11 protein-coding genes and 1 other RNA gene are annotated in these 11,033 nt (G+C 62.5%); 2 read left to right on the top strand and 10 right to left on the bottom strand.

What is annotated here, in order from left to right; genetic code table 11:
- Positions 1 to 142 precede the first annotated feature (142 nt).
- The 9 genes from acs to ACS5Q1_RS14465 all read right to left on the bottom strand — a co-directional run bounded on the left by acs (position 143) and on the right by ACS5Q1_RS14465 (position 8,436).
- Positions 143 to 2,083 (bottom strand): acetate--CoA ligase, encoded by a 1,941-nt coding sequence (acs, locus tag ACS5Q1_RS14505; RefSeq protein WP_473098863.1) that lies wholly within the window; start codon positions 2,081 to 2,083, stop codon positions 143 to 145.
- Between the two features lie 176 nt (positions 2,084 to 2,259).
- On the bottom strand, positions 2,260 to 3,774 hold the full coding sequence (locus ACS5Q1_RS14500; RefSeq protein ID WP_473098862.1) for a DegQ family serine endoprotease: 1,515 nt from the start codon (positions 3,772 to 3,774) through the stop codon (positions 2,260 to 2,262).
- Between the two features lie 118 nt (positions 3,775 to 3,892).
- Positions 3,893 to 4,084 (bottom strand): DUF2065 domain-containing protein, encoded by a 192-nt coding sequence (locus ACS5Q1_RS14495; RefSeq protein WP_203443108.1) that lies wholly within the window; start codon positions 4,082 to 4,084, stop codon positions 3,893 to 3,895.
- A gap of 6 nt (positions 4,085 to 4,090) precedes the next feature.
- On the bottom strand, positions 4,091 to 5,026 hold the full coding sequence (gene hflC, locus ACS5Q1_RS14490; RefSeq protein WP_473098861.1) for a protease modulator HflC: 936 nt from the start codon (positions 5,024 to 5,026) through the stop codon (positions 4,091 to 4,093).
- Complete coding sequence (gene hflK / locus ACS5Q1_RS14485) at positions 5,023 to 6,165, bottom strand: FtsH protease activity modulator HflK (RefSeq protein WP_473098860.1); 1,143 nt, start codon at positions 6,163 to 6,165, stop codon at positions 5,023 to 5,025. The genes hflC and hflK overlap by 4 nt, the downstream gene beginning before the upstream one ends.
- Before the next feature lie 136 nt (positions 6,166 to 6,301).
- Positions 6,302 to 6,814 carry a dihydrofolate reductase gene (locus ACS5Q1_RS14480; protein ID WP_473098859.1) on the bottom strand — a complete coding sequence of 171 codons (513 nt, stop codon included), beginning with the start codon at positions 6,812 to 6,814 and terminating at the stop codon, positions 6,302 to 6,304.
- Positions 6,811 to 7,293 (bottom strand): GNAT family N-acetyltransferase, encoded by a 483-nt coding sequence (locus ACS5Q1_RS14475; protein ID WP_473098864.1) that lies wholly within the window; start codon positions 7,291 to 7,293, stop codon positions 6,811 to 6,813. Before ACS5Q1_RS14475 ends, ACS5Q1_RS14480 begins: the two co-directional genes overlap by 4 nt.
- Before the next feature lie 37 nt (positions 7,294 to 7,330).
- Entirely contained in the window at positions 7,331 to 7,636 is a 306-nt protein-coding gene (locus ACS5Q1_RS14470) for a DUF2293 domain-containing protein (protein ID WP_473098858.1), read from the bottom strand.
- 5 nt (positions 7,637 to 7,641) lie between these two features.
- Positions 7,642 to 8,436, bottom strand: coding sequence for a thymidylate synthase (locus tag ACS5Q1_RS14465; RefSeq protein ID WP_473098857.1), 795 nt, complete (start codon positions 8,434 to 8,436; stop codon positions 7,642 to 7,644).
- Positions 8,437 to 8,591: 155 nt separating this feature from the next.
- On the opposite strand from ACS5Q1_RS14465, the gene ssrA reads away from it, so the two are divergent.
- Together ssrA and ACS5Q1_RS14455 are read left to right on the top strand one after the other, a co-directional pair.
- Positions 8,592 to 8,948, top strand: a transfer-messenger RNA (tmRNA) gene (ssrA, locus tag ACS5Q1_RS14460).
- Positions 8,949 to 8,971: 23 nt separating this feature from the next.
- Positions 8,972 to 9,589 carry an SspB family protein gene (locus ACS5Q1_RS14455; protein ID WP_473098856.1) on the top strand — a complete coding sequence of 206 codons (618 nt, stop codon included), beginning with the start codon at positions 8,972 to 8,974 and terminating at the stop codon, positions 9,587 to 9,589.
- Between the two features lie 21 nt (positions 9,590 to 9,610).
- Here ACS5Q1_RS14455 and ACS5Q1_RS14450 read toward each other — a convergent pair whose 3' ends face one another.
- Positions 9,611 to 11,026, bottom strand: coding sequence for a cytochrome P450 (locus ACS5Q1_RS14450; RefSeq protein ID WP_473098855.1), 1,416 nt, complete (start codon positions 11,024 to 11,026; stop codon positions 9,611 to 9,613).
- Positions 11,027 to 11,033: the final 7 nt, after the last annotated feature.

Genomic DNA, 11,033 nt, shown 5'->3' with positions numbered 1-11,033 from the left:
TACAATCCCCATAGCGCCATCCCCGTCTCACGGCTTCGCTCAATCCGGCTTCAATGAGGTCCTTCCGGATGAGGGCCTTCACACGTTCCGTCGCGACCGGACCTCACAGAACCCTCCAGATTCCATGCAAATGGAATCATCTCTAAGCCGCAACCTGAACCCGCCTGACGATCTCTGCAACGATGGTTGGATCGGCGACCGTCGATGTATCGCCGTGGTTCTCGTAATCGCCGGCGGCGATGCGCGTGAGAATCCGGCGCAGGATTTTTCCAGAACGGTTCTTGGGGAGTTGCGGTGCCCACTCGATCCGGTCCGGTGTCGCAATGGGACCGATGCGGGTACGCACGACCTGGACGAGATCGCGACGAAGTTCGTCGCTTTCCGCAACACCCTCTTTCAGCGTCACGAAAGCGAAGATGCCTTGCCCCTTGATCTCATGAGGCATGCCGACGACAGCAGCCTCCGCCACTGACGGATGCGAGGCGAGAGCGGATTCGACTTCGACGGTGCCGAGCCTGTGGCCCGAAACATTGATCACGTCGTCAAGGCGGCCGGTGATCCAGTAATAACCATCCGCATCGCGCCGTGCGCCGTCGCCGGTGAAGTAATAGCCGGGGAACGTGCTGAAATAGGTTTTCAGAAAACGTTCGCGGTCGCCGAGAATGGTGCGCGCCTGCCCCGGCCATGAATCGGCGAAGCACAGGTTGCCTTTACCCTCGCCCTCGACAACGGCTCCGTCGCTGTTGAGCAAGGCAGGCCGCACGCCGAAGAACGGCTTCGTCGCCGAGCCCGGCTTCAGATCCATGGCGCCGGGCAGCGGGCACAGGAGAACGGCACCGGTCTCCGTCTGCCAATAGGTGTCGATGATCGGGCAGCGCCCTCCTCCGACGACCTCGTGATACCAGAGCCAGGCTTCCGGATTGATCGGCTCGCCGACGGAGCCCATGACGCGCAGCGACGACAGATCATGCTTGCGCACCGGTGCTTCGCCCTCGCGCATCAGCGAGCGGATGGCGGTCGGCGCGGTGTAGAAGATATTGACCTTGTAGGTCTCGATGATCTGCCACCAGCGCGAGACATCCGGCCAGGTAGGCACGCCCTCGAACAGCACGATGGTGGCGCCATTCGCGAGCGGGCCGTAGATCAAATAGGTATGTGCCGTTACCCAGCCCACATCCGCGGTGCAGAAATGGATGTCGCCCGGGTGATAATCGAACATCGCGCGGAAGCTTGCGGCCGCATGGACGAGATAGCCGCCGGTGGTATGCAGCATGCCCTTCGGCTTGCCGGTCGAGCCTGAGGTGTAGAGCACGAAGAGCGGATCCTCGGCACTGACCTCGACAGGCGCACACTCTGCCGAAACCTCAGTCAGAGCCTCGTCGTACCAGCGGTCACGGCCTGCCGTCATGGGAACATCCCGGCCAGTGCGGCGCACGACGAGAACATGCTCGACGAAGGGCAGGTCCTGCAGCGCCACATCCGCATTCTTCTTGAGGGGCACGTGCTTGCCAGCCCGCAAGCCCTCATCGGCGGTGATCAGCACCCGCGAGCGGCAATCTTCGATCCGCCCTGCCAGCGCTTCCGCCGAGAAGCCACTGAAGACCACCGAATGCACCGCGCCTATTCGGGCACAGGCCAGCATGGCAGCTATGGCTTCCGGTACGACGGGCAGATAGACGCTGACGAAATCGCCCTTCTTGACCCCGAGCTTCTTCAGGACATTAGCGAGGCGAGAGACCTGCTGCTGCAGATCCTTCCAAGTGACCATCCGCGTGTCGCCGGGCGTGTCGCCCTCCCACAGGATCGCAGCATCATCGCCGCGGTCGCGGGCATGACGGTCGAGACAATTGAATGTGGCGTTCAGCGTGCCATCGGCGAACCATTCGATGGTCACGTCATCGGGCGAGTAGTGCGTGTTCTTCACTGTCGTGAAGGGCTTCACCCAGTCCAGGATCTGCGCCTGCTCGCGCCAGAAGCCTTCCGGATCGTCGAGAGAGAGCCGGTAGAGATCCTGATAGGCCTGCAGATCCACATGGGCGGTCGATTTCAAGGCCGTGGGAACAGGGAAGACATGCTGGGTCATGGTGCTCTGATTGTGCGCACGAGGCTCGGCAGGAGCCTGCGGCTCAGGAAAGATGTGCCATCCATCCCTCGGAATAGGCCTTTATGTCAATCGAATTGTTCTTAATAAAGAACGAAACGGACAAACAAAAAGGGCGGCCATTCAGACCGCCCTTTCCTTATGTTCCGCGGATCAGCTTACTCGATCGACAGGGCTACGAAGCGCACTTCGCCCTGGGCATTCGACACGAGGAGCAGAGCCGACTTGCGGCCCTGGGCCTTAAGATCGTCGATCTTCTTGGTCACGTCGGCCGGGCTCGTCACCGGCTCTTGATTGACCTCGACGATCACCTCGCCGGCCTGGATCCGCTTATCGGACGCATTCGAGTTCGGATCGACGCGGGTGATGACCACGCCCTTCAGATCGTCCTTCAGGCTGAAGCGGCGGCGCAGCTCGTCCGTCATGCCGGACATGTTAAGACCGAGCGCCTGACGGGTCGCCGTCGGCGGCTCCGTCGAGGGCTGCTGTAGGCTCGCCTGCTTCTCGGTGTCTTCGAGACGGCCCAGGGTGACCTGCTTGGTCATCTCCTGACCTTTACGGATGATGGCCACATCGACAGCCTTACCGACCGGGGTCGATGCCACGATGCGTGGCAGGTCGCGGGAATCCTTGACCTCCCTGCCATCGAAGCGAACGATCACGTCACCGACTTCGAGGCCGGCCGGCTTGGCCGGTCCCTTCTCGTCAATGCCGGCAATCAGGGCGCCGCGCGCCGTGCCAAGATTCAGGGCCTCGGCCGTGGCGTCATCCACGTTCTGAATGCGCACGCCGAGCCAGCCACGGCGGGTCTCGCCGAACTGGCGCAGCTGGTCGATGATCGGCACGGCCGTGGAAGCGGGAACCGCGAAGCCGATGCCGACCGAGCCGCCGGTCGGCGAGAGGATGGCTGTGTTGATGCCGATGACCTCGCCGTTCATGTTGAACAGCGGGCCGCCGGAATTGCCCTTGTTGATGGAGGCGTCGGTCTGGATGTAGTTGTCGTAGGGACCGGACTCTATATTGCGGCCGCGGGCCGACACGATGCCCGCCGTGACGGAGCCGCCGAGGCCGAAGGGATTGCCGATCGCCATGACCCAGTCACCGGGACGGATGGCATCGGAATCGCCGAACTTCACCGCCTTGAGGGGCTTGTCGGTCTTCACCTTCAGAACGGCCAGATCGACCTTCGAATCCTTGCCGACGATCTCGGCCTTCAGGCGCAAGCCGTCCGGGAAGATCACGCTGATGTCATTCGCATCGCCGATCACATGATTGTTGGTCACGACGATTCCGGAGGAATCGATGACGAATCCCGAGCCAAGAGAGTTCGAACTGCGCGGGCGCGAAGGACCGCTTTCGCCATTGCCACCCTGACCGCGACGGTTGAAGAATTCCTCGAAGAGATCCTCGAACGGGGTGCCGGGCGGCAGCTGAGGCAGGGTTCGGTTGCGGGTCTCGACCGTCGTCGAAGCCGAGATGTTGACCACGGCGCCGGTGACTTCCTGCGCCAGATCGGCGAAGGATTCAGGAGCCGAACGGGCATAGACCGGCAGCGGCACGATGGCCGTTGCGACAATGGTGAAGACCGCGAAGCAGGACGCGGCCAGCCGGCGCAGGGGACGCTGGGGCAGCGCCGTCTTGGAAGGCTCCAGCGCGTTCGTGGCTTTGTTCATCGAAAACCCTCTCTCGGAGAATAGGCATATAGATTGGTATCGAGCCCCGCCATTCAAGCGGATATTGCGGCGGAAGCTGGGCCGCAGCCCGACGCGTCGCGCGGAACCGCAGGTCGCCCTAACCGAATTGACGCACCAGCCAGATCACCCCGACCCCGATGAGCGCCGAGATGATTCCGACGATCCGCATCTGATCGCTCGGGCTGTGGGCCGCCTCATACATGGCTCGGCGCATGCCATCGGGGAAGGCGGCAAACAAAATGCCCTCGACCGCGAGAGCGAGGCCGAGGGCTGCAATCAAATCCAACATCAGGGCTTATTGGGCTGGAGCCGGTTGACCCGGCGCTGGGGTTGGTCGGGCAGTGGCACCCCCGCCATTCCTCCGACCCGCTGGGTCGTTGAAATAGCGGAAGAAATCGGAATCCGGGCTCAATACGAGGCGGGTATCCCCTCCCTTGAGACCGGCTTCATAGGCCTGCATCGAGCGGTAGAAGGAGAAGAATTCCGGATCCTGCCCGAAGGCCTCGGCCAGAATGCGGTTACGGTTTGCATCGCCCTCGCCTCGCAGTTCCTCGGCCTTCTGATTGGCCTCGGCGCGGATGATCGTCGCCTCGCGCTCGGCCTTGGCGCGGATGGTCTGCGCCTGCTGCTGACCGTTGGCGCGAAGATCCGCCGCCTCGCGCTCACGCTCGGTGCGCATGCGCTGATAGACGGCCTGGCTGTTCGCCGCGGGCAGATCGACGCGGGTGAGCCGCACGTCGATCATCTCGATGCCCAGGCTTGCCGCCTGCCGGTTCACGTCGGCCTGGATGCGATTCATCAGATCGGCGCGCTCGGTGCGGACGATGGCATCGCGCGAAGCGCTCGCCAGGGTGTTGCGCATGGCCGAGTTGGTGAAGCTCTGAAGCCGCTGATTGGCGAGAGCGATGTTGCCGACGGCCTGATAGAACCGCAGCGGATCGACGATCCGGTAGCGGGTGAAGGCGTCGACCTCAAGATTCTGACGGTCTGCCGACAGAACGGTCTGGACCGGCAGGTCGAGATCGAGCACGCGCTTCTCGAAATAGGTCACAGCATCGACCAGCGGCAGCTTGAACTTGAGGCCCGGTTCGGAGATGGCCGACTGCACTGCGCCGAAGCGCAGCACCAGCGCATACTGGGTTTGCTGGACGATGAAGATCGAGCTGTAGAGAACGATGGCCGCGAGAGCCAGAGCAATCAGGACAACCGTGCGAAGAGTCGAACCGTTCATCGCGTGGCTCCCTGCGGATTAGCGGCATTGCCCGGCGGCTGCGGGCGCTGGGTTTGTTGGGTAAGTGGCAGGAAGGGCACGACACCCTGGCCGTTCTGGTCAACGATGATCTTGTCGACACCACCGTAAACGCGCTCCATGGTCTCAAGGAAGATCCGCTCACGGCTGATATCCGGAGCCTTGCGGTATTCCTCATAAACCTGGCGGAAGCGGGCCGCCTGACCTGTCGCGTCGGCCACCGACTGCTCGCGATAGGCCTCGGCCTGCTGCACTGTGCGGGCGGCCTCGCCTCGGGCTTCGGGAACGACGCGGCTGGCGAAGGCACCAGCCTCATTCTGGACACGCACCGCATCCTGCTGAGCGGCGTTCACGTCGTAGAAGGCCTGCCGCACTTCGGATGGAGGCTGGACCGCCTGAAGCTGAACCACGTTGATCAGAACGCCGGCGCCATAGGCATCGAGGGCCTCCTGCATGATCTGGCGGACCTCCTGGGAGACGCTGGCCTGTTCGGTGGTCAGGATGGCCTGGATGTTGCGGCGTCCGATGACCTCGCGCATGGCGCTTTCCGCCACGGACTTGATGGTGCCGTCGGGATTCTGGAGGTTGAAGACGTAATCCTGCGGACGGGCGGGATTGATCTGCCAGACCGCATCGAAATCGATGTCGACGATGTTTTCGTCGGCGGTCAGCATCAGGCTTTCCTCGATCACATCACGGGCGCGTCCCTGTCCGGTCGGCGTGGAGCGGTAGCCCACTTCGACCCGCTGCTGGGCGGTGACGTTCGGCTTGAGCACCCGGCCGATCGGGTAAGGCAGGTTGTAGCGCAGGCCCTCACCGGACGTTCCGGTAAATTTGCCGAAGATCATGTTGATGCCGACCTCGTTGGGCCGGACCGTGTAGAAGCCGGTGAGCAACCAGACGGCAATCACGCCCAGAACCAGGATGATCAGGCCCCTGCCCCCCATGGAGCCGCCGGGAATGAAGTCTTTCAGGCGATCCTGGCTGCGGCGCAGGATGTCTTCGAGGTCGGGGGGAGATCCGTTCCCCTGCGGGCCGGAGCCCCATGGGCTCTTGCCGCCTCCCGATCCGCCGCGTTGCCCCCAGGGGCCACCGCCGCCGCTTTGGTTACTCCAAGGCATAGGACGCCGTTCCTCACTCTTTAAAAACCGGCCGAGACGACCGCTGATATCTCTAGACGGTTGTGGGTGTTGCCTCTTCCGCCTGTCAAGCCTGCGAATTGGGGATTGCAGGGAACTTCGTCAACCTTCGGACGGGTCAGTGGCGCCTTTCGAGATCAATAAAGGTAAATGGATGCTCGTCATCCGGCCCCTTCGGATGGTCCTCCCGCCTCGTCTCGCGAAACTGTGACCGGTCGAAATCCGGGAAGACGGCATCACCTTCGGGCACGGCCTGAACCTTCGTCAGGAATATGCTCTGCACCTGCGGCAGGGCTAGGGCATAGATCTCTGCCCCGCCTGCGACAGCAACAGAATCGGCCCCCATCCGGGCGGCAAGCTCGCTCCCCTTGGCGACTGCCTCCTCCCAGGTATGGACCACATGCACGCCCTCGGCCGCAAACCCGGTATCGCGCGTCAGCACAATTGTTTCCCGACCAGGCAGAGGCTTGCCGATCGACTGAAACGTCTTGCGCCCCATGATCATCGGCTTGCCCATCGTGAGCCTGCGGAAACGCCCGAGATCCGTCTTGATGCGCCAGAGGAGATGGTTGTCGCGCCCGATGACGCCATTCTCGGCCACCGCAACGACGAGGATGAGGGGGGTGGTCATGGCTCCTCCGCCAGTTGTCTTAAAGCGCTTCCCGTCATCCGCTGGACGGTCCATTCATCCATCGGAATGGCGCCGATGGAGCGGTACACGCGCAGAGCCGGCTCGTTCCAGTCGAGCACCCACCATTCGAGGCGCGCCAAGCCCTCGTCGACGCAGCGACGGGCGAGATGCCTCAGCAGCGCCCTGCCGATCCCTTTGGAGCGGAAGGCTGGCCTGACGAAGAGGTCTTCGAGATAGATCCCATGCCGTCCTCGGAAGGTCGAGAAATTGTAGAACCACAGGGCAAAGCCGACAGGTTCTCCGTTCCACTCGGCAATATCCGCGAAGACCCGGGGATTGGCGCCGAAAAGCGCCTTCGCGATCTCGGCCTCTGTCGCATCGACCTCATGCGCCAGCCGCTCGTATTCGGCGAGTTCGCGGATGAAGCTGAAGACAACCGAAGCATCACGTTCTTCGGCTTTGCGGATGACGAGACTCATATTGCTGTTGTGTCGGAAGCGAGCGTTGCTGTCGAGATCATTCGGATTCATCTTCAGCCTGAACGCGTCGCGGCGAGTCCCATTCCTCCAGAACGGCATTCATGTCGTCGAGCACGAAGAATCGAGCGCTCTCGGGGTCATAGCCCTCTTCCAGCAGGTTGTCGTATTCTGTCAGCCTGTGCCGGATATAAGCCGTCAGCGACAGCCAAGCGCCTGCCTCGGGCGAAGCGGTGTGAAGCCCCCTGCTGCTTAGGGCATGATCGGTCACGGCCTCGAATTCATGCCGCGGAATGCGCGGCGCAAGAATGCGGACCGCGCTTTCGATGGCTTCGCGCCTGTTCATGTTCCTCAGACTGCGACGGGCGCCTTGATGGCCGGATGCGGATCGTAATCTTCGATGGCGATGTCGTCGAAGGTGAAGTCGAAGAGCGAGCGCACGGCCGGATTGAGGCGCAGTTTCGGCAGAGACTTGGGCTCGCGCGAGAGCTGGAGGCGCGCCTGCTCCAGATGGTTGAGATAGAGATGCGCATCCCCAAAGGAATGGACGAAATCACCCGGCTGCAGGCCCGTCGCCTGCGCCATCATATGGGTGAGCAGCGCGTAGGACGCGATGTTGAAGGGAACCCCAAGGAACACATCCGCCGAGCGCTGATAGAGCTGGCAGGAGAGCCGTCCCTCCGCGACGTAGAACTGGAACAGGCAGTGGCAGGGCGCGAGCGCCATCTTGTCGAGATCGGCCGGGTTCCAGGCGGAGACGATCAGGCGGCGGCTGTCGGGATTGCGGCGGATCTCATCGAGCACCCAGCGAATCTGGTCGACGGTGCCGCCATCAGGCTTCGCCCAGGAGCGCCATTGCTTGCCGTAGACGGGACCGAGATCGCCGTTCTCGTCGGCCCACTCGTCCCAGATCGAAACACCGTTCTCCTTGAGGTAGCGGATATTGGTGTCGCCCTTCAGGAACCACAGCAATTCATGGATGATGGAGCGCAGGTGCAGCTTCTTCGTCGTGACGAGCGGAAAGCCCTGGCTGAGATCGAAGCGCATCTGATGGCCGAAGACGGAAATCGTCCCGGTTCCGGTGCGGTCGTCCTTGCGGACACCTTCATCCATGATGCGGCGGATCAGATCGAGATAGGCTTGCATGGGGGGCTCCTCGCCCAATCATAGGGCAGCGCGTCAAGGGTGCCGAGTCGGCCAAGCCCTATTTCTGTGAATCAGTTAACCCGGGAAGATGATCCTAGTGCGCGTCACTAAAGGTCGATCACCAAACATCTTTCATGCGGATCGCGACGCCCTCCACTCTTTCAAAATCCGTCCGCGCCACCTATATTGGAATTGCCGGTCGCGAGATCGGCTATGGCGATAAACGGCTATCGGAATAAACCCATCGGACCCGGGGGCGGTACCCGGCGCCTCCACCAAAACTCAGGCAAAGCTTGGGTTTCGGCGGGGGCGAAATAGGATCGACGAGGGCGTAAAGGGTAGACTTTCGCTCGGCATGGTTCCGCCGTTATCGGGCCGAATCTATAGTTGCCAACGACAACTATGCTCCGGTTGCAGTGGCTGCGTAAGCGGTCCCTAAAGCCGAATCAAAGCCCTTGCGGTTAGCACCGTAAGGCGGGGTCCGGAGGCACCTGGCAACAGAAGCCTCCACTTTTGTTTCTGCAAGGGCTCGCTTATGGCCGGTGGTAAAGACCTGATCCGCTACGATCTTCTGGTGCAGGACGCGCTGAAAGGCGTCGTGCGCAAGGTGTTGATCGATTGCAAGGACGGGCTTCCGGGCGAGCACCATTTCTACATCTCCTTCCAGACGGATTTTCCCGGCGTTCGCCTCTCGAACCGCCTGCGCGAAAAATATCCTCAGGAGATGACCATCGTCCTTCAGCACCAGTTCTGGGACCTCAACGTCACCGAGCATACGTTCGAGGTCGGGTTGTCCTTCTCCGGCATCCCGGAGCGGCTGCTCATCCCCTTCGATGCGCTCACCGGGTTCTTCGATCCCTCAGTCCAGTTCGGGCTCAAGTTCGACAGCCAGGACGAGGATGAGGAGGAAGAAGTCGAGGAGGCTCCTTCCGCGCCGCAGCCGATCCGCAGCGGCACGTCTGAGCCGGTCGAGCTGAAACAGCCCCGCAAGTCCCAACCTGCCGCGGACAAGAAGCCTGCGGCCGAAAAGGCTCCCGCGGCAAAGGCCGAGGTTGATACGGCAGCCGAAGATGGCTCGAAGGATGAGGCGGCTGAAGGTGGCGCAGGCAGCGCCGAGGTCGTCAGCCTCGACGCGTTCCGCAAGAAGAACTGAGCCTTCCAATCCCTTCCTGTTTCAGGCCGTTGCCAACGCCTCCGTCGGAGCGCGCTGAGAGAGTCGCATCGGCAATCCGCCCCGTGGCCTCAAGGTAATCCGCTGCACCGGCGTGACTTCGTGCCCTTCCACCAGATCGAGCCGCATGGAACGGGCAATCGTCGCCAGGACGATCACAGCTTCCTGCAGAGAGAAGCTCGCGCCTATGCAGACCCGCGGACCGGCCCCGAACGGGAGATAGGCGAAGCGGTCGATCCGGCTGCGGTTCTCAGGAAGAAAACGTTCCGGCCGGAAGGCGTCCGGCTCGTCCCAGAGTTTTCTGTGACGATGAAGCACATAAGGCGAGATCGCGACCATCGAGTCCGCCGGAATCTCCAATTCTCCGATCCGATCATCGTGAATGGCCGTCCGGCTCATGTAGGGTGCCGGCGGATAGAGGCGGATCGCCTCGTCGATGACGGCGCGGGTATAGACGAGCTTGTCCAGATGACGAGGCTCGAACGGCCCCTTCCCCAGCACCTCGTCCACCTCCTGCTCCACATGGGCGCGGGCCCGTTCGTCCTGGGACAGCAGATACAACGACCAGGAAAGTGCATTGGCCGTGGTCTCGTGTCCGGCGCCGATGAAGGTGACGATGTTGGTCCGCACGTCGATATCGCTCAGGCCCTTGCCGGTCTCAGGGTCCGCTGCCTCCAGGAGCAACGTCAGCAGGTCGCGAGGTGCCGGCTCGCCGCGGGCGAGCAGCGCCTTGCGGGTACCGATCAGCTCGTTGACCGTCTCCTCGAAAAACCGGATCGAGGGCCTCGCCCGCAGGCGCTCGATCCTGGGCACCCAATCGGGAAAGCCGAAGATGTCGAGCGGATCGACCCGGCCTAAGCTGTTGAAATAGCGGGTGATGGCGCGTCCGAGCGCATCCGGGTCCTTCGGCACGCCTTGCGTGAAGATCGTCCGCTCCAGCACGTCGAGGGTCACCCGGGTCATTTCGAGGGAGGCATCGACCACGCGGCCACCCGGGCGGCGCTGCCAGCGCCTCACGAGGCGCTCAGCCGCCTCGACCATGGCCGGGAAGAAGCTGCTCACATGGCGGGGCGTAAATAGCGGCGCGATGGTGCGGCGCTGGAGCCGCCATTCGTCACCCTCCGCCGTCACGAGCCCCCGGCCGAGCCCCGGTGCCAGAATCCGAAGCTGGAGATCGTCTTTTCGATAATTTGCGGCGTTGTCCACGAGGATGTGGCGGATGATTGCGGGATCGCTCACCACCGTCATGCGGCCGAGGGCCCCGTCGCCGGTGATGATCGGCTCCTCGAAATGCGCCTCCATCCAGGTGTTCAGGGGGTTTTCACGCACGGCCCTCAGGAAGGCCACCATGCCGAGCGGCTCTGTACGGGGCTTAGGGTGAGGCGGGCGGAACAAGGGGGCTTCCAGGATCTCGCTCATGCGAATT

It is taken from the genome of Microvirga sp. GN3 (assembly GCF_055792825.1).
The sequence above is the reverse complement of the archived record's forward strand: the minus strand, read 5'-3'. Positions and strand labels throughout refer to the sequence as shown.

Bases quoted from the DNA above. Each gene is read 5' to 3' on its own strand.
- ACS5Q1_RS14480 (WP_473098859.1), bottom strand. From the start codon at position 6,814: ATGACCACCCCCCTCATCCTCGTCGTTGCGGTGGCCGAGAATGGCGTC.
- ACS5Q1_RS14450 (WP_473098855.1), bottom strand. From the start codon at position 11,026: ATGAGCGAGATCCTGGAAGCCCCCTTGTTCCGCCCGCCTCACCCTAAG.
- hflK (WP_473098860.1), bottom strand. From the start codon at position 6,165: ATGCCTTGGAGTAACCAAAGCGGCGGCGGTGGCCCCTGGGGGCAACGC.
- ACS5Q1_RS14465 (WP_473098857.1), bottom strand. From the start codon at position 8,436: ATGCAAGCCTATCTCGATCTGATCCGCCGCATCATGGATGAAGGTGTC.
- ACS5Q1_RS14475 (WP_473098864.1), bottom strand. From the start codon at position 7,293: ATGAGTCTCGTCATCCGCAAAGCCGAAGAACGTGATGCTTCGGTTGTC.
- ACS5Q1_RS14470 (WP_473098858.1), bottom strand. From the start codon at position 7,636: ATGAACAGGCGCGAAGCCATCGAAAGCGCGGTCCGCATTCTTGCGCCG.
- ACS5Q1_RS14495 (WP_203443108.1), bottom strand. From the start codon at position 4,084: ATGTTGGATTTGATTGCAGCCCTCGGCCTCGCTCTCGCGGTCGAGGGC.
- acs (WP_473098863.1), bottom strand. From the start codon at position 2,083: ATGACCCAGCATGTCTTCCCTGTTCCCACGGCCTTGAAATCGACCGCC.
- hflC (WP_473098861.1), bottom strand. From the start codon at position 5,026: ATGAACGGTTCGACTCTTCGCACGGTTGTCCTGATTGCTCTGGCTCTC.
- ACS5Q1_RS14500 (WP_473098862.1), bottom strand. From the start codon at position 3,774: ATGAACAAAGCCACGAACGCGCTGGAGCCTTCCAAGACGGCGCTGCCC.
- ACS5Q1_RS14455 (WP_473098856.1), top strand. From the start codon at position 8,972: ATGGCCGGTGGTAAAGACCTGATCCGCTACGATCTTCTGGTGCAGGAC.